Here is an 18,226-nt window from a genome sequence, read left to right as displayed (position 1 = left end):
GGCTTAAGTGGTGCAATCAACATAAATAAGAGTAAACAAAACCAACTAATAAACAAACAGGCGACTATCCATGCGAGCTTTTCTTGGCATTCCACTTTTTGTGACCTAGCAATGAGTATGATTGGCATCACCCAAATCTTGATTCCAGACATTAAAGATCTTCAGTCTTCTCATGGCACCGAACCGCCCGTCGACTCTAACTCATAATTGTCCAAAAAGAGTTTGTCTGGTCGTATCTTCACAAATAAAAAAGGCGAACATTTCTGCTCACCTTTTCTAGAGTTATAGTTTGGGGAAAATGCAGTTTTTTAGACCGCATTTTTCTTTATAGAGTTTTTAGTTTTAGATTGGGAATATTTAGACAATTTAATAGCCCCAATCACATGGTCGTTATTATAGTTTGGGAATTTTTAAGCTTTACCATAAATCCTTTGCTCTAAGTTTTTCACTTTCGCTTTTGAGCTCCTAGCACACTCTCCAACCTTATTTAAAATAACCTCTAATTTACTTGATAAACCTTCTATGTTTTTCCATCCCTCAAAAGTATCTTGTATCAATTTACTTTCTGCACTTGAACAAGCGGTCATGAAATTATAAACAACCCATTGGGCGCCTTCTTTTGGAATCCGCTTTAAAATACGGCCTTTATTTTTTGAAAAATATGCAGCAACAAACTCTCTATTTTCTGCAAAAAATGCTGGAAACTGGAAACGGTAATCAATAACAAACTCAGTAGTTGAATCATTGAGCAGTAACTCATAAAACGCTTTAATTTGCTCCTCTTTTAATGTGTAGCCAATTGAGTCCAAAACATCTTCTTTAAATGTAATGTCACCACTATTGAACATAGCTAAAAGCGCTAAATATTCACTGTCTGTAGAGTTTGCGGCGGCTACTCGTAGCACGGAACTGCGTGCCGGCAAATCAATAACTTTACCTTGTTTTATTTTTCCTTTAGCAAAGGCTATAGCACTGTCAGATTTCAAATAAACACCATAAAACGAAAGCCAAGCTCCACCATTTTCTTTGTTAAATACAGTTTGCCAATCAATAATCTTTGGTAAGTTTGCTTGTAAATAACTGCTGTAAGGCGCTTTTAAATCGCTTGGTACAAACTCAATAAACGAGTCTATTAGACTATTCAGTGCTTTTAAGGATTCAACACTGTCTGTAGGTAAACTATTTAGCGTTAGTACTAGCGTATCAACATAATCCATATAATCAATGAGTGCTGCGCTTGCCAATGCATCATTATTTTCCATATAAGACAGCTTTTCTGCATCACTGAGCAAATGAAGTGGAAATTCAGCATTATCTGTTTTATCAATATACCTAAAGTAACCCACACCTTTGGTGTCTATAAAAACCTGCGATGAAGGCGAAACTTCACTCAATAACATTGTTTGAGTATTTAACAGAACATTTTTATAAGAAACCTCATTGCCAACATTATAAATTTTCAATGTAAGCGGAATGCTCCACAATTTATTTTGCCTAAAGAAGTTATCTTGCTTTAAGTAAAGTGCATCATCTTTACGATACAAGGTCACTAATGGATATGATGACTGTTGTAAAAATGAGGAGGCCACTCCTACTAGGTTTTTAGGGATATAGCGTTTAAAGCTATCGAATGACACAACTGTGCCTTGAAAAGTCTTTACATACTCGCGAATTGACTCTTTAAATTCATCCCCCCCCATTGCCTGCTCAAGCATAGCCAGTATAGAAAAGCCCTTACTGTAAACAAGCTGACCTGTTCCATCTTGCTCTGAAGCTACCTTCACTTCAGTAATTACAGCTCGATCCATGTCGTTGTCACTTTCTAATGAACTTGATTGTGGCGTATAAGTACACTGTGCTTCTGTGGGATAAAAATGAGTCACTACTTGTGCAGCAAAAAACTCGCTAAAAGACTCATTCATCCAATAATCGTCATACCACTGCATAGTGATATCGTTACCAAACCACATATGTGCAACTTCATGAGCAACGAGTTTTCGGAACACGCACATATCGTAGCTACTTGCTCCGGCCGAGGGAATTTCTTTTGGGCTAAGCGCAATTAAGCCAACATTCTCCATTGCAGCAGAAGAGTCAAACGGTGCGATGAAGAAATCTAATTTGTCGTAAGGAAAAGGCTTACCTAAGTAGCCTGACAAATAATCAATTGTGTTATTGATTAATAGAGGCAATTCTTCATGATATTGATACTGTAAACCTTGTGGCGAAAACAAAGTACTCTTGTATTTAGTCTCCTCCATTTTCTTGCTATCAAACATACCTACGGCGATTGCTAAAACATCTGTCGGAATTACAGCCGTTTTTTCAAACTTAATCGTTTTTTTATTTGAATCAATTTTTGTAGAAAGAGCACGTGTATTGTGAAGCGCCGTTAAATTTGAAGGGATGGTTAAAGTAAACTGAAATGATGTTTTTTTATCTGGTTCATTTAAACTAGGGAAGACTTGCCTAGCAAGCATTGGCTGAAATTGTGAGAAAATATAATCTGCTTCGGCACCACTTGTTTGTACAAATAGACCCTGTCCATGACTAGAGAATTTCCCAATAAACTTAATAGCTAACTTTGCCTGACCACTAACGTTGTGATCGAGCTTATGCTTAACAATGTCATAGTTATTTGCCGTTTCAACCGGTAAGTTTGTTGATAATTCATCCATTAAAAGTTCCACAGACTGAATATTTAAACCATGGCTGTGGTAGCTAATAGTATCTGTTGGTGAAGAAATATCTAACGATAAAATTGTGGTGCCACTAAAGGTAGGTTTTGATGGATCTAATTCTAAATTGACGATTTGTGAATCTAGAGTAATTTCTTGGGGTAGCCGATAGTTATTAACTCCTGTCGCGTAAGAATAAACACTACAGAAGAAACAAAAAGCTAAAACATACTTCAAGCAATATTCCTTCATTTAATTTGCTATAAAACTCCGACACTAACAGCTACCTTATTGAAATAAAAGTTATTTTATAATTAGAATTAGAACAACCATCATCTGGAATACATAAACAAACTGAATTCAGCAACCTCTATTACATGGATTGTGAAACGAAGCTACAACTTGCGCACAAAGAATTAAGTGATGAAGGTGTTTGGAAGCCGAACTACAATCCTCCACTTGTAAAGTTGTTAAGCAAACTTGGGCTATATTTACCACCGCATTATTATCAGAGTTTTTTCGCAAACGTTATGCTTTGTGTGGCTTTTTCTGCTCCGGTTTGGGGAATCTTCCAATGGTTTCTAGTGTGGAGCGAGCTAGGTAAACCAGTTTTAGAAGCAGTTTATATCTCGTTACTTACGGGTGCATTGTTTAGTTTAGTTATGGCAACCCTCTACTACATTAGGCGCAAGCAATTAAATCTAACAGACTGGGGTTCATTGAGAGAATAAGCCCAAAACCTACAAACTGTTCAAGAGGGATTCGTAACGCGTGGCATTTGTACTATGCATTGGTTTTAGTGTTTAAGGCGATATGCGGTGGCTTCGGTATTGCGTTGCTCACCCCTTAACAGAGCGTTACCGAATAAATACTCTAATACGTTTTTCTCCAAAGACGAGCTTGAACGACCGTCCTCTTTTTGCTCCAATAAAAACCCGAAAATGGCCCATATAGCTATCTAGGTTAACGCTTTCAAAAAACAGAAGTATATTTCCGATAACTACCTTTAAAGTCCTAGAAACGGAAGTTTACTTCCGTTTTGTAAGTTTATAAGCTGGTGTCTAGTGAAAGCTGGGAAGTCCAGTGATAATTTTGCTAGTTGTCTAAACCCATGTGCTAATAGTTAAAGCATGAGCAAACATTGATACAGTTCAAATGCTATTTAGTAATTGAGCAGGACGCTTTCAAGAAAGCAGGCAAATAAGCGGCTAGAGTTAATTAAGCGTTATTATAGAAATAACTATATTTAAGTACTTTTAAATTCACTTGCTGTGATTGTACTAACAGTAGGCTTCATCAAAATTTGTTTATAACCGTAACCTAAAGCCGTAAATGTAGCGCTTACTCGTATTTGTCCCACAAACCTACCAGTCTAATATTCTTAATATTATGCAGGTGGCGTTTTTAATACCTATAAAAGGCTAATCAGTAATAGCGCTATCAAGCAGTGCAGTAACAACCACTGGTTTTATTAAGTAACAGTTCGCTGTTAAAACCAGCTACAAGATTATTTATAACCGTTTCAACAAAACCACTGCCCTGCGCGCAGCCAAGCCCTTGAGAAAGTGGGCCGGCATAAACAAAGTCACCTTTATCGTTAATCACCACAGCAGCTGGTGTAGCAGGGAGCAGTATTTGTAAAGAGGCTGTTTGCTCAATATTGATAAGCGTAATATTTTGCGCTTTAGAAAACGCAGCCAACTGTTTTAAATGAGGCTGAGCTTGCTTGGTGCAGCCACAGTCAGGGTCAGTAACGATAATCAACGAATTATGCTTTGCAGCTGTAAACCCTATGTGTTGTTTAAATTGAGTAAACCACCCTGGTTGTTCAAGCACGCCATAGCTGTCAAAAACGCGCAACTGATTATATTGATAATAAACTAAACCAGAGACCGTCAACACTAACCACAGAGTAATCACTGCACTCATTTTAATGGATGAATTACTTAAATTTAGCAATGCTTTGCTCTAATACCGCAATACTTACGTCGATCATTTGTACTTTAGCGGTTAGTTTTTCTACCACTTTGGTATCTTGATATTGGCTTTGCTGCATTTGTTCTGTGCTTGAGGCTATTTGTTTTGTGTTTACAGCTTGCTCAGCAACAACTTGCGCTACAGAGTGAGTACTTTGACTAACGGCTTTTATTTGCTCACTCATGGCGCTTATGTTTTCTTTCATGGTGGTGCTGATATGCGTTAAATCAACAACAAAATCGACACACTGGCTCATAGATTGGGTTGACGTTTTACTGTTTGTAACTAAATCTTTTAATGTTAAAGCAATTTTATCTGTCGTGGCTTTACTGCTTGTAGCAAGCGTTCTGACTTCATCGGCTACAACAGCAAACCCGCGGCCATGCTCACCCGCTCTTGCGGCTTCAATGGCTGCGTTAAGCGCAAGTAAGTTAGTTTGCTCTGCAATGCCTGATATTTCATTTAACAACCCTGATATTACATCGCCAGCGGCCACTAAATGATTTATTTGCTCTTCTGTATGATTAAGTAAATTAAGTAGCTCCGTGCTTTTAGTGTCTGTTTGCATAACGTCATTTAAGGCGCTATTGGCAGCTTGAGTAATGTTATCTACTTGCTGCTTTAATACTTCGCTTTCATGCTCAACTAAGCTAAAACCCTGTGCAACTTGAGCACCAGAGTCAGCTATATCATTAGTTTGTTGCTTTCTTTGCTCGGCCCCGCTTGCTAGCTCATCGTGTACGTTTATTAATTGCTGCGAATTTTGCTGCAGTGAAAGAGACTGCGTTTGCACTTGTCTAATTACATCTGATAAATAACCCAATAAAGTATTAAAGCCCGCTACTGCATTGCTATTTTTATCATCGGCCCTAAGCGAAAGCTGTATATGCTCAGGGTCTTGCATAATGGCTTCGGTCGCTTTGGTTAAAGACACGCCAGCTCTGCGCTCTTGTTGTAGTGTTTTAGCAATATAGCCTGCTACAAACACTTCTACTATTGCATAGCCGGCATGTATAAGCACCGTAGTAAACGCCAGTCTGTCAGGGTCAAATACATAAAAACCGGTGTTTTGTGTTTGTAAAAAGTAAAAGTTTAAATGATGAACGGCCACAAAAATAATGGCCGTAATAAACACCTGCCACTGTACAAACATGATCAACATAGCCATTAAGATGAATATTTCGAAGTGTATTTCTATTAACCCAAAGGCTTGTTGTATGTGCAAAAAAGAAAACATCATAATTGCCGCAGCAACAACATGACCTGTGATTGGGTTATTTTTCTGAGTTTTAAGTAACCATATAGGCATTAAGCTTAAAGGTAGGCCGACTATAAATGCTTGTGTAAGTGTCCCAAAGTACAAGCCTAGGGCGATAGACTCTACAAACAAAAAAATGAATATTATGGTGAATAAACGACTTACACTATTCATAAATACCTTTAATTATTAAAATTTTTAAACAAAATCAGGGGTTGTACGTATTAGCTAATAATTACGACCACATTTAATTATCAATATAGCCTAGCTTGCCAACTTTACTTAATAATTGATAAAACCGCTTTAAACTCAGGTAATGCTGCGTTTTTTGTCCACTGAAAAATGATACTTTCTACGCTTGTAATTATTGCCCCTGCCTGTTGTAACTGCTCTAGAGCTAGCGATTTATGCATCGTATTTCGTGAACCCACAGCATCTGCCGCTACATGCACCTCAAATCCTTGAGCTATTAAATCTAAGCAGGTTTGTAAAACACATACATGCGCCTCTGTGCCTATTACTATAATTTGTGAACGCGTAAGCTTTGTAAACACAGCATTAAATGCAGGCTCATTACACGCACTAAAATGTGTTTTTTCAACAGTCTGTGCGTTTATAAGGGTGTTTTTTAAAAGCCTGTTTGTACCACCAAGCCCTTGAGGATATTGTTCAGTCACTATGCTAGGAATTTTAAAAAGGGCGCTTACTTTGGCAATTTTTATTGCCCACTCTAGTAAATCAGAAAATTCGCTAATAGCGGGAGAAAGCTTATCTTGAATATCTATCACTAATAACACGCTGTTATCTGCAGATAAATTTTTGTGACTAACCATAACACCCCGTTTTAAGTAATTATAATTAGTAAGCGTAGCTTAAATGGTTATAAATAACTAAATTAGTGCTTTAATTTAGTTGTTATAAGTTGTAATCCACATTTTAAAAAATGTGCTATATTTAACTTTTATATGTATATCCCCTGCCCTAGAGCGAGTTTATTAGTGCGATTGAGTATTTTGTTTTTTCTCTTCACCACTGTATGTTTTCTTTGTATTACTAGCGTATCTGCCTCCACAAATTATGCTCAACAACTACAACGAATATCTACCGATGAAGGTTTATCCCAAAATTACGTAACTAAAATTTTGCAAGATGATTTAGGTTATATTTGGATAGCCACAGCGCAAGGGCTTAATCGATTTGACGGCTATACGGTAACCCCTTTTGATGGCGGATTTACCCTTAACGAAAACTTCATCACTACACTATTTAAAACGCATGCAGGCAATATAATTGTTTCTACTGAGCTTGCCGGTGCCTATTTAGTTAACCCAAAAACGTTAACTACTCGTAATATATTTTCGGGCAATCTTGCAGGTAATACAGCTAGTTTCGCTTCTATTGAAGCGATAGCTCAGCACCAAGATACCTTTTACCTTGCCATTTTAAACAACGTGTATTCACTTAACTCTAAAACAAATTCACTTACTTTAGAGTTTACTATAGGCAATGAAAACAGCGTGGTGCGCGCATTAAAATATTACAAAAATACGCTATTTATAGGCACTCAAACGGGTTTATTTAGTTACGACCTAAAAACAGAGTCATTAACCCCTCTTAATTTACATACCCCCGATAAACAAACAGTCGATAACAGTAATGTTAAATTTTTATCTGTAGACCCCGCGCTAGGATTATTAGTAGGCACCGTTGAGGGCATGTACGCATTAAGTTTAAATAGCTCAGCAGGAGCAGCTGCAGATAAAAGCACTAAAAGCGTGATTGCTGATTACAATATTTGGGATTACAGCAATACACCCTATGGCGAATTTATTGCCACAGAGCATGGCTTGTTCGAATTTAACCGAGAAAAGGGCACCACTGAGTTAATTCTTAGCTTTGATCAAAGTAAATTTAATATTACCGAAAATACTATTAACGATTTAATGGTCGACTCAAGTGGCGTGTTTTGGCTGGCGTCGCGCACTCAAGGCGTGCTTACTTGGTCAATAAACACACGGCGCTTTAACAAAATCACCCTACCCGAAAACAACTATATAAACAGTATTTACCAAGACGATGATTTAACTATGTGGTACGGCACCGATAATGGCCTTGCTCATGTAAATGCTAAAAACAAAACAACCTACTACCTAACCTCGCAAGACCCTAAAGCGGTTTATGGTGAATACGCTATTTTTGCAATTAATAAAGCGCATTTAGATTCCACTTCGCGGTATTTATGGCTAACGGGGTACTACAGTTTAATTTTATTTGACAAAGAAACAGGCACAGCCGTTGCTAAAAAAGATTTAAATAACGCACTGTCTGAAGGTGCGGTTATTTATGGTTTGTCTGAGGTAGCCCCCGACACATTCGCTTTTTATAATGATCACAGTTTTTATGTGTACAATGGCAAAACAGGCTTAACACGCGAAATTAACGGGTTAAAACAACATGTAAACCCTTTAGAGGCCTATACCTTTCATCGACCTTTTGATGATTACCCAAATGAATTTGTATTAAGTACAACTACCCACTTTTACCGGTTTAACGAACAAACAAACACCCTTACCGCTATTTATAAAACCAGTAAAAAAGACAGCCAAAATTACCACACAGTCGAAAACTGGTTAGCTGACAAAAACAATATTTTATGGTTAGCAACAACCAGCGAAGGCTTAGTGGGTATTGATGCGCAGAGCTTTGAAAAAAAGCACCACTTTAACGTAAGTAACGCCTTAAAAACGCAGTCTATTTATTCACTTATTAGCGATGAGTATGGTTATTTATGGTTTAGCAGTAAAAATGGTTTGTACCGCTTAAATACCGATACGTTAAGACTGCGAGTTTTTACAGTAAAAGATGGTTTATCGGTTAATTTATTTAGCACTTTAGGGGCAATTACGCTTAAAAATAACACTGTAATGTTTGGCAGCAGTTATGGTGCAATTTCGTTTAACCCCGCTGAGTTTTTACAGCAAAGCACGCAAACAACAACCTCAATAACCGATATAACTTTAATGTCGCGCGATTTAGACTATCAGCCAAATCAGTTTGCCACCTCTGCATTGCAATTAACACATGAAGATATGGGTTTGGAGGTCAGCTTTTCTAATTTTGATTTTCAAAATAGCGCGGAAACACGTTACAAAATTACGCTTCAAGGACCTACTTCGCTAGAGTATGATGATTTAAAAGCAAACAAAATATTTTTTACAAAGCTCCCACCAGGTAATTATCAATTAAAGGCCAGCGCGTATAATTTTAATAGTGCGACTGAATCAAAGCCGGCGCTGTTAAATTTTAATGTGGCATACGCGCCGTGGAAGTCTCCTTATGCATATGCAGCTTATATTTTAATTATTATAACTGTACTGTGTTTACTGTTTTGGCAATACAGAAGCAGACAGCTAGCCATAGCTAATGCGCAAAAAGCGACTATACACTCGCAAAAACAAACGGAGCTTGCGCTCAGTAACAATAAAAGTGGCATTTGGGATTACCATTACAGCGACGATTCAGTAAATACAAACCGGGGAAGTGAGCTTGGGTATACTAATTTGCCAAACCGTATTCCATTAAAACATTATTTAGCTTTAATTCACCCTGAAGACAAACCGCGGGTTATTTCGCACTGGTTAAACTTTACCAAACAAAAAAAGCATGAGCATTGGCAAGCAACTTACAGGTTAAAGCATAAGCTTGGCCATTGGTTGTGGTATCAAGATTTAGGGCAAATTATTTATGACGAACAAACAAATAAACCGATATCTGTATCTGGCATATATACCAACATAACTGAGCAACGTGCCAATGAGCAGCAAGCCAACATTTTAGGTGAGGCGTTTGGGCAAATAAACGACTGGCTGCTTATTTTAGATAATAATTTGGTGCCGGTTTCTGCAAATAACAGTTTTATAAAAACCTTTTCGCAAACTCATAAACATCCGCTTAGCTTAAAAGTGTTTGTTAATGCGATAGGTAAAGCGCAATGTAAAAGCTATGCCAACACATTAAAAAGCTTAACAGCAAAACAAAATTGGCGAACTGATGCCGTTATTAAAACTGCAACTAACCCGCACCACCCCATACATATAAGTGCCACTGCAATCGCTAAAGATACACATAGCATAAGTTACTATGTGATTGTTATTTCGGATTTAACCGAACAAAAAAAGGCAGAAGACGAGCTACGTTATTTAGCCAATTTCGATCCCCTAACACAATTGCCTAACCGCAGTTTAATGCATCAAAAAATTGGTAAATCGATTAAAAAAGCTCACCAGCAGCTCACTCAAAGCGCTTTACTATTTATAGATTTAGACAAATTTAAACCGGTAAACGACACATTTGGTCACGCAGTGGGAGATCAACTGCTGTGTAATATCACCCAAAGAGTGAGCGCTATGTTGCCAAGTAATGCCACGCTTGGCCGCCAAAGCGGTGACGAATTTTTAGTGCTTATTGATAACGTAGAAGACATAGCCGCACTAAATAACATAGTCAAAAGTATCAGCTCAGAACTTGCCAATAAGGTCATTATCGAAGATTTTTCTATTAATATATCAGCCAGTATTGGCGTGGCTTTATACCCATTTGATGCCAGCTCGACCGATTTACTGATCAGAAACGCCGATGTAGCCATGATGCATGCAAAGCAAGCAGGCAGAAACGGGTTTAAGTTTTTTAACGACTCGATGAACGAGCAAATAAAACAAAAGCTCATCCTCGAAAACGATTTAAAAGACGCCGCGAAAGATAATCTATTATTTAATCACTACCAACCCATAATAGACACGCACGCACAAACAATAAATGGGGTTGAATTACTTATGCGCTGGGAAAATAACGGCCAATTTGTCTCGCCGGCTTTATTTATCCCTATTGCTGAAGAAACAGGCCTGATAGAAGCATTAACTGAGCAAGCTTTAGAGCGCGCGCTAACTGAGCTAGCCCCTACATTGGCCAGCAACCCATTGTTTTATATTTCACTTAACTTGTCGCCAAAGCACATTTTAAGGACGAATATAGCAACCAAGCTGACCAATATATTAAAACAGCATCAAATGAGCCCAGTGCAACTGCGCCTAGAAATAACAGAAAACATACTGCTAGAAGACAAGCAAAAAGCCGCAAAGCAACTACAAAAGTTAAAATCGGCTGGTTTTAAGCTGTTACTCGATGATTTTGGCACCGGCTACTCATCACTTACTTATTTGAGCCAGTTCCCTATTGATGTCATTAAAATTGATCAAAGCTTTGTAAACAGCATTGGGGTTGATAAAAGTGATGAGTCGATCATCAAAACCATTTACACTTTGGCTCAAAACTTAGAGCTTTATTGCATAGCCGAAGGCGTTGAAACTAAGCAACAAAAAGCCTTTTTAGAAGGGTTAGGTTGTCATGTTTTACAAGGTTATTATTTTGCAAAACCAATGCGGGCAGAGCAATTACAAAACCCCGAAACACATGAGCATATTCACACTTTAATAAAAAGTTAGCTATGAATATGCTGGCATTCGTGGCTTTCTATTTGTAGTACGCTGCTTTTAACATTAAAACGCGCAGCGAGGAGTTTTTCTATTTTTAAGCGGCAGGCTTCATCGTGCTTTTCAACTGTACAATGCTCTTTTAACACCACGTGAGCGCCGACAATAATATCGCTGTCTTTGCGCGACACCGTCACATTATGTACGTTATGCACATGCTCTAAATCGGTAATTGACTGCTCAATATCCTTCACTTTAGGCAACTTAGCGTTATTAAAGAACAGCCCTTTAATACAGCTCGTGATCACTTTACCGCCAGTAAATAACACAAACGAGGCAATTAGCATGCTCGATAAAATATCAATAATGCTCCAGCCCGTAAAATAAATAAGTACGCCAGCTATAAACGTAGAAATGGTCGATATAATGTCAAAAAACGAATGCAAAAATACAGCGTACACATTAATGCTTGCTTTGCGGCCTTTATAAAGTACCCACGCTGCAGCACCATGAAATAAAAACCCTACAGAGGCAATACTCGACATTAAAAAGCTGTTTATTGCTAAATCATGGCCATCGTTATGATGGGAAATTCTCTCTACACCTTCATATAAAATTACGGAGCTTATTGCCAAATACAGTAAACCATTAATTAAACCACCAATGAGCTCAGCGCGTTGATAGCCATCGTTATAGGTTTTAGCAAAATGAATTGCTAAGCTTGAGGCAATAAGGGCAATAAATAGCGAGCTATTATGCACAAATAAATGCCCTGCATCGGCAAGTACAGCAAGCGAATTAGCGTAATAAGCGCCAATTACCTGAATTACCATAAATGAACATGTTATCGCTAAAGCGATAAGTAACCGACGACGAGACGCCTGGTGTGTAGTGATTTCTGTCATGAAATGCTTGAAAAACCTATACTTAAAATGCAAATAAGCCGTCAGGTGGCTTAGAGTAGAAAAGGGTAATGATATACAGTAGCAATTGTAATACGAAGCCCTCTTAAACGCACTAAAAACTTAGCAAAATAGCTAAAGTTGTACTAAATAACATAGTAGGAACAATTAAATTGTATGTAAAATCAACGGGAGCAATGAGTGGGCTTAAAACCAATCGAAGATATGTGGAGTACTATAAAGCTTATTCCGTTTGCCGTTGTACTTTATGATGCTAAAACACAAGCCTATAAAGCAAACACTCAAGCGCAGAGTATATTTGATTTACCCTCACAGCCAACATTAAAAGATGCAGACTTTAAGCACCTCACGTTAAGTAGTCCAGAAAGTAAAAAACAATTTACTGTTGCGCAATTGTTTGAAAAATACTTAGTTATAAATACTAACTGCCACGTATTTTTACAAAAACAAACGCACGGCCTATTACTAAACGCCAAACTTGCCTCGCTAAATAGTTACTTATACATTGCTACGTTTGAGATAATTGAACACAACGAAGATGCGCAATATAACTTTGATAAAATTATTTCAAAAATTTCTACCGACCTAATAGATATTCAAATAGACGATATTGATACTCATATAGAGTTTGCGCTTAAAGCCATTGGCACTGTATGCCATGCCGATAGAAGTTACTTATTTAAATTTTCTGACGATGGTAAGTCAATGCGTAACACCCATGAGTGGGTTAACCAAGGGATTCAGCCATTTAAAGATCAACTACAGCACATACCAAAAAACTCACTCCCCTACTTTGCTAATTTAATGGGCACCACACACTTATTTAAAGTAAATGATGTTTCCAGCCTCCCAGCAAAAGCGGCTAAAGAAAAACAAGAACTTGAGCGTGAAGGTATTCAATCGGTACTGTGTATTGGCCTTCGCTACGATAAGGAGCTAGTAGGCTTTATTGGTTGTGATTGTGTAAAGCAAAAACGTGAGTGGACAGACTTAGACTTAATTAGGTTAAAACTAGTAGGTGAAATAATCGCTAATGCGTTTAAAAATTTAAACTACAAGCAAGAGCTTCAGCATATTCAACAACAGCTAATTACCGCAAATCAAAAGCTTAACCACCTTGTAAATACCGACAGCCTAACCACAATTGCAAACAGACGTTGCTTTGACAAAGCACTAGAGAGCGAAATTAAACGCTGCGCACGTGCAAAGCAGCCCGTTAGCTTAATTATGTGCGATATAGATTTTTTTAAAAATTACAACGACAGCTACGGCCATCAACAAGGCGATGAAGCCTTAGTCAAGGTGGCAGCAGCGCTTAAGTCGCGATGCCGACGCGAAAGCGATTTAGCCGCGCGCTATGGCGGTGAAGAATTTGCGGTCATTTTACCGGCAACTAATGAGCAAGACTGCCAACAATTTACCCGCTTAATTCAACAAGCAATTAAAGCGGCAGACATAAAACACAATAATTCTACCGTAAGTGAGTACTTAACATTAAGTATCGGTTTTTATTCAGCCACGCCTGATAAAAATAGTACGCCGCAGTGCTTTATAAACAAAGCCGATCAAGCACTCTATACCGCAAAAGAAACAGGCCGTAATAAGGTGTGTCAATTTACATAACTAAATCTATTATAGAGTAACGGGCGGCTCTAGCTGCCCGTTTTTTATACCTGATATTTCAAATACATTACCTTGTAATGACTGGTTAGTTTTTACATTACTGTCATCTGCAGAAGTTACAAATAGCCACTGTGCGTTATTGCCACCAAACGCAACGCTTGTAGGTTTTGTTGCAGCAAGCGACAGTGTGTTTAAAACCTCCCCATCTGGCGATAAACACATAACGCAGCCCATATCCCATACCGCAAGCCATAAGTTGCCAAGGGCATCAATCACACAGCCATCTGGGTCTACTTGGGTATTTTTAAATTGATAAAAAACTTGGGCGGGTAATATAGGCTCGCCGCTGTCTGGGTTTACATTTAAAGTAAAAATACAGCTGGCTTTTGAGTCGCAGTAATAAGCACGTGAGCGCGCTTTATCAAAACATAACCCGTTGGGAATGGTTAAACCTTGCACCACGCAATTAAGCGAATTTTGATAAAAACGGTAAATCTTACCTTCGCCTGAGCGGGCGTTTGTATCCATAGTGCTTAGCCAAAACCCACCCCAAGGGTCTGCCCGACCATCGTTAGAGCGCCGTGTGGACTGGGTATTTTCTAAAAATGTGAGCGTTTGGCGCACCCCAGAAGCTATATGGTATTTATATATACCCGTACTGGTGCCAATAATAAGGTGTGCTTTATCAAGCCACGCTAAAGCCGAAACCGTATCTTGCATTTCAACTTGTGTTAGTGAGTCAGGCTTTGTTAAACACTTACTTAGCAGCAGGTTTTTTTCTATATCTACCCAAAATAGCGTTTCAAGCAAAGGGTGCCAAAGCGGGCTTTCACCTAACTTATTTTGCAAGTTACTAAATACGGTCACACTTGAGTCAGTCATAAATAACGATTCTTTAATATTAACAAAGCCTTGTATTAATAAATACTTTATCAGAAATACCCAACACTTACGATTAAACAAAACATATTAGCAACTAAATGCTTTTGCTAAGCCAAACAGTGCACTAATACCAAATAGCTTAATTAAGTGATTTAGTTTTAAATACTAAACCATGTTGATTACAGGATAAAAGCTTCGTTATTGCTCTGTTTATATCAAAATTTTTAGCGCCGTTAGCGCCAAGTTTAATCCCTTAAGTGAATTAAGTAATGTGGCAAATGGGTATAATTATTTCAGCATTTTATCGCGCTTTACATGGTTAGTTGGTAATATCATCAAAAGGGAGGTAATAGTATGATTAATAATAACAATAAACATTCTTTAGTGGTTGAGGGAGGTGCAATGCGCGGTATTTTTGCCGCCGGCGTGCTGGATGAGTTTTTAGCGCAGCGCTATCAACCTTTTACTAATTACTTTGGGGTTTCTGCTGGCGCTACCAATATAGCCGCTTATTTATGCCAACAACCTAAACGAAACTATCATGTTATTACCGATTTTTCGTGTCGGCCTGAATTTATTAACTTAGCGCGCTTTATCAAAGGCGGCCACTTATTTGATTTAGATTGGCTGTGGCAAGCAACCATTAAAGAAATCCCCCTCAATACAGAAGCCTTTGCAAAGGCGGCTCACGAATTTTATATCGTCTCTACAGCTATCACCACAGGGCAACCCCACTACCTTAAAGCAAGTAGTGATGCGATGGTAGAGCAACTTAAGGCATCGTGCGCGATTCCAATTGCGTATCGTAACTACCCTATAATTAATGATATTGCGATGACCGATGGCGGCGTAGCAGACTCTATTCCCGTAATAAAAGCATACGAAATGGGCGCTCAAGAAATAACCGTGGTGCTTTCTCAGCCACTAGGCTATAGAAAAAAGCCAAGTAAATCGCAGTGGTTAACCAAAAAACTTTATAAAAACCACCCTGCTTTAATAAATAGCTCGATTAACAGAGCGCATGTTTATAACAGCAGCATAGATTTTATTAATAACCCGCCTGAAGATTGCAAAATCAATATTATTGCTCCACCGCCTCAATTTAGAGTGGGCCGTACAACAAAAAATGTTAAACGCCTTAACGACGGGTACAAAATGGGAATTGATACAGCCAAAGCCTTTTTAAGCTAAGTGTGTTGTTTCCCTTTAGATAGCGCAACCAGTATGCCCATTACAGTAAACGCTGCAATGGTGCATATAATGCCCGCTAGCACAGCGTAAACATTTATAAAAAACGCTAAGGCAATAGCTATTAAAGCACAACAATACAGCCACTTATAGGCTACATTGTAGTGCTTACTTCTCATTAATAATAAAGCGGCCAGTAAACACGCTAGTGCAATAATTATCATAACGGTGCTCATCCTGCTTTTACCTTTGCAAGTGCTATGGCATCAGGTTTTGTTTTTAAGTATCCCCATAAAAACGCCAGTCCCACAATTAAAAAGCTAATATCTGTAAATGCCACTAGGGTACTGTTTGCGTTAATGACATTATTAACGCCCAATACACTATTAAGTGGTAAAACACTTATTAAGAATAAGGCGCAAAGCAACAAGGTTGCTCTGAAGTAGTTTTTATAGTTTTGCCAAAATGCTGCAATTACTAGCCATACTAACCACGTGTAAAAAAATACCGGCCCAAAGTAAGCATTGTGCTCAACACCAGCCACGGCATAGTTTAAAAGTACTTGCACAGGGAATAACACACAACAAGCAAGCACTAAACCACCGCAACTGCCTATAATAAAGCGGTTCCACCTTGCATACGCGCCAGCGCTAAGCGTTGGTGTGCTGCCTCTGGTACGCTTTGCTAACCACATCATCATGCCTGAAAGTGGCATTAAGGCACATGCTAAGCCAAGCATTACCCAAAGTAACTTCACAAATAAACCTGCAAAATTACCAAAATGGAGTGGGAAGAGTATTTCAATAATTTTAATTGATACCCCTGCAATATCGCCAAAACTACTCATAGAAGTGATGTACTCCCCTTGCCCATTGTAATGCAATAACTGAGAAGCCACGGCTTCGCCTCCTAAAAGGCGTAAATACACTTGTGCGTTAGCATCGTTATGCGCCATTACCGTGGCATCTAAAATAACTGCATGTGGGTAGCGTTGTTGCGCATCACTTAAAATAGCGGTTATGTTAGTCGGCTGATTTACATGACTAATTATTGGCTCAGGAATAGCTGTAAAAGTTTCTATCAACTTATCTTGGTCTCCTCCAAAGCTAACAAAAGCTGCTGCAGGTAGTAAAATTACGGTTGCGAGCCCTAAAAATGCGCCGCTAAAGCCAATTACAATATTAAAAATACTGCCCCAAATGCCCATTACTTTATGGCCGTCACTTATGGTTACATCAAAGCCTTTAAGCCACCTAAAGGTGAACAGCTCTTTAATTAATTTACGATGTATAAATAAGCCAGTTACCGTACTTACTAATAATGTTAAACCTAAAAACCCAGTTAAAATAAGCCCTATAGGTCGCCCTAAATGTAAGTCAGCGTGAAACTCACCAATGTAGCTGGCTGCATCTGTTTTTTTATTGGCATAATATTGCTTACTGGGGCCATAGTAGGTATTTACCAACGCTAAGCTCGCTGGGTCAAATTCAAATGCCCGAAGTACTTCTTGCTGGTAATTTTCATCACCATGGTGCGATTCAAATACTAAAGCCAGTAAGTGAAAATTATGCCCTGTTGGCATAAATACATGAATGTTTTCACCAAACTCTTTGGGCACCTGAGCGTGGTATGTATTAACTAATGTGCTTATTTCGCTATTAGGAATATGTTGAGTTTGCTGCAGTGATTGGTTGGCCCAAATTTTTAGCTCAGGCCTTGCAAGTACTGCTAACGCGCCGGTAAATGCCACAACAAACAATAAAACGGCGGTTACTACGCCCACCCAACTATGTAATAAGAATAGCTTTTTTAAAGTAATTGATTTCATCCTTGCCCCTGCATTAATGCAAAATAACTTAAAATTCCATGCACTAAACACAAAGTGATCATGAGTAAAAGTGGCTGCCATGCTTTTTCGCTAATGTAGGCATATATAAAAAGCCCAACCCAAATAATTGGAAACAGTAAAATAGGCAGTAAAATTTGTTCACTCATTTGTAAGGGCAAGTAGGTAGTCATCCCGGTGATCATCACCGTAGCGGTTACCAATGCCAATACGCACGCCATTAAATGGCGACGCTTTGTAGCGCTAAAGGTTTTTTTATTATTCATTTTTAGCTCATTTAATAAATAGCAGGCGCGCACATTTGCACATGCAAATAACAACTATTTGCATTATATTGCGCATTTGTAAATTTATGCAACATA

At 38.4% G+C, this 18,226-nt stretch carries 13 protein-coding genes; 4 read left to right on the top strand and 9 right to left on the bottom strand.

Translation table 11 applies throughout. The annotated features are described in order from the left end of the window. Positions 1-410 precede the first annotated feature (410 nt). The gene (locus OIZ54_RS03895; protein ID WP_264389781.1) at positions 411-2,915 is read right to left on the bottom strand and encodes a M1 family metallopeptidase; all 2,505 of its coding nucleotides are present in this window, start codon (positions 2,913-2,915) and stop codon (positions 411-413) included. A gap of 140 nt (positions 2,916-3,055) precedes the next feature. On the opposite strand from OIZ54_RS03895, the gene OIZ54_RS03890 reads away from it, so the two are divergent. Then, on the top strand, positions 3,056-3,409 hold the full coding sequence (locus tag OIZ54_RS03890; RefSeq protein WP_096042196.1) for a DUF6404 family protein: 354 nt from the start codon (positions 3,056-3,058) through the stop codon (positions 3,407-3,409). A 709-nt stretch (positions 3,410-4,118) separates the two neighbouring features. On the opposite strand, the gene OIZ54_RS03880 is transcribed toward OIZ54_RS03890, so the two are convergent. From OIZ54_RS03880 to OIZ54_RS03870, 3 genes are all read right to left on the bottom strand, one after another. Continuing rightward, on the bottom strand, positions 4,119-4,607 hold the full coding sequence (locus tag OIZ54_RS03880) for a DUF6436 domain-containing protein (protein WP_264389780.1): 489 nt from the start codon (positions 4,605-4,607) through the stop codon (positions 4,119-4,121). A gap of 13 nt (positions 4,608-4,620) precedes the next feature. Beyond that, a complete protein-coding gene (locus OIZ54_RS03875; protein ID WP_264389779.1) occupies positions 4,621-6,087 on the bottom strand; it encodes a methyl-accepting chemotaxis protein in 1,467 nt (488 codons plus the stop codon). Between the two features lie 104 nt (positions 6,088-6,191). Next, on the bottom strand, positions 6,192-6,746 hold the full coding sequence (locus OIZ54_RS03870) for a hydrolase (RefSeq protein WP_055253861.1): 555 nt from the start codon (positions 6,744-6,746) through the stop codon (positions 6,192-6,194). A 132-nt stretch (positions 6,747-6,878) separates the two neighbouring features. Between OIZ54_RS03870 and OIZ54_RS03865 the strand changes: the two genes are divergently transcribed. Further along, complete coding sequence (locus OIZ54_RS03865; protein ID WP_413680432.1) at positions 6,879-11,414, top strand: EAL domain-containing protein; 4,536 nt, start codon at positions 6,879-6,881, stop codon at positions 11,412-11,414. Here OIZ54_RS03865 and OIZ54_RS03860 read toward each other — a convergent pair. Then, the gene (locus OIZ54_RS03860) at positions 11,411-12,307 is read right to left on the bottom strand and encodes a cation diffusion facilitator family transporter (protein WP_264389777.1); all 897 of its coding nucleotides are present in this window, start codon (positions 12,305-12,307) and stop codon (positions 11,411-11,413) included. The two genes, OIZ54_RS03865 and OIZ54_RS03860, sit on opposite strands and share 4 nt — an antisense overlap. Positions 12,308-12,505: 198 nt before the next feature. Here OIZ54_RS03860 and OIZ54_RS03855 point away from each other — a divergent pair, with 198 nt between their 5' ends. Next, a complete protein-coding gene (locus OIZ54_RS03855) occupies positions 12,506-13,948 on the top strand; it encodes a diguanylate cyclase domain-containing protein (protein ID WP_264389776.1) in 1,443 nt (480 codons plus the stop codon). Between the two features lie 9 nt (positions 13,949-13,957). Here OIZ54_RS03855 and OIZ54_RS03850 read toward each other — a convergent pair whose 3' ends face one another. Continuing rightward, entirely contained in the window at positions 13,958-14,830 is an 873-nt protein-coding gene (locus OIZ54_RS03850) for an SMP-30/gluconolactonase/LRE family protein (protein WP_264389775.1), read from the bottom strand. A gap of 354 nt (positions 14,831-15,184) precedes the next feature. On the opposite strand from OIZ54_RS03850, the gene OIZ54_RS03845 reads away from it, so the two are divergent. Next, positions 15,185-16,021, top strand: a complete 837-nt coding sequence (locus OIZ54_RS03845) for a patatin family protein (RefSeq protein ID WP_264389774.1) — start codon at positions 15,185-15,187, stop codon at positions 16,019-16,021. On the opposite strand, the gene OIZ54_RS03840 is transcribed toward OIZ54_RS03845, so the two are convergent. Genes OIZ54_RS03840 through OIZ54_RS03830 form a run of 3 tightly spaced genes read right to left on the bottom strand, consistent with a single transcriptional unit; the run spans position 16,018 to position 18,130 of the window. Beyond that, positions 16,018-16,254 (bottom strand): hypothetical protein, encoded by a 237-nt coding sequence (locus tag OIZ54_RS03840; protein WP_264389773.1) that lies wholly within the window; start codon positions 16,252-16,254, stop codon positions 16,018-16,020. The two genes, OIZ54_RS03845 and OIZ54_RS03840, sit on opposite strands and share 4 nt — an antisense overlap. Continuing rightward, on the bottom strand, positions 16,251-17,846 hold the full coding sequence (locus OIZ54_RS03835) for a PepSY-associated TM helix domain-containing protein (RefSeq protein WP_264389772.1): 1,596 nt from the start codon (positions 17,844-17,846) through the stop codon (positions 16,251-16,253). The genes OIZ54_RS03840 and OIZ54_RS03835 overlap by 4 nt, the downstream gene beginning before the upstream one ends. After that, positions 17,843-18,130: a hypothetical protein gene (locus OIZ54_RS03830; RefSeq protein ID WP_031289698.1), complete on the bottom strand. Its 288-nt coding sequence runs from the start codon at positions 18,128-18,130 to the stop codon at positions 17,843-17,845. The genes OIZ54_RS03835 and OIZ54_RS03830 overlap by 4 nt, the downstream gene beginning before the upstream one ends. Positions 18,131-18,226 lie beyond the last annotated feature (96 nt).

The organism is Pseudoalteromonas sp. A3 (genome assembly GCF_025942345.1).
Taxonomy (GTDB): domain Bacteria; phylum Pseudomonadota; class Gammaproteobacteria; order Enterobacterales; family Alteromonadaceae; genus Pseudoalteromonas; species Pseudoalteromonas atlantica.
Note: the sequence above shows the minus strand (reverse complement) of the source record. Positions and strands in the feature narration are given on the sequence as shown.

Excerpts from the sequence above, each read along its gene's own strand:
- OIZ54_RS03890 (WP_096042196.1), top strand. The coding sequence starts at position 3,056 with ATGGATTGTGAAACGAAGCTACAACTTGCGCACAAAGAATTAAGTGAT.
- OIZ54_RS03880 (WP_264389780.1), bottom strand. The coding sequence starts at position 4,607 with ATGAGTGCAGTGATTACTCTGTGGTTAGTGTTGACGGTCTCTGGTTTA.
- OIZ54_RS03875 (WP_264389779.1), bottom strand. The coding sequence starts at position 6,087 with ATGAATAGTGTAAGTCGTTTATTCACCATAATATTCATTTTTTTGTTT.
- OIZ54_RS03870 (WP_055253861.1), bottom strand. The coding sequence starts at position 6,746 with ATGGTTAGTCACAAAAATTTATCTGCAGATAACAGCGTGTTATTAGTG.
- OIZ54_RS03865 (WP_413680432.1), top strand. The coding sequence starts at position 6,879 with ATGTATATCCCCTGCCCTAGAGCGAGTTTATTAGTGCGATTGAGTATT.
- OIZ54_RS03860 (WP_264389777.1), bottom strand. The coding sequence starts at position 12,307 with ATGACAGAAATCACTACACACCAGGCGTCTCGTCGTCGGTTACTTATC.
- OIZ54_RS03850 (WP_264389775.1), bottom strand. The coding sequence starts at position 14,830 with ATGACTGACTCAAGTGTGACCGTATTTAGTAACTTGCAAAATAAGTTA.
- OIZ54_RS03845 (WP_264389774.1), top strand. The coding sequence starts at position 15,185 with ATGATTAATAATAACAATAAACATTCTTTAGTGGTTGAGGGAGGTGCA.
- OIZ54_RS03840 (WP_264389773.1), bottom strand. The coding sequence starts at position 16,254 with ATGAGCACCGTTATGATAATTATTGCACTAGCGTGTTTACTGGCCGCT.
- OIZ54_RS03835 (WP_264389772.1), bottom strand. The coding sequence starts at position 17,846 with ATGAAATCAATTACTTTAAAAAAGCTATTCTTATTACATAGTTGGGTG.
- OIZ54_RS03830 (WP_031289698.1), bottom strand. The coding sequence starts at position 18,130 with ATGAATAATAAAAAAACCTTTAGCGCTACAAAGCGTCGCCATTTAATG.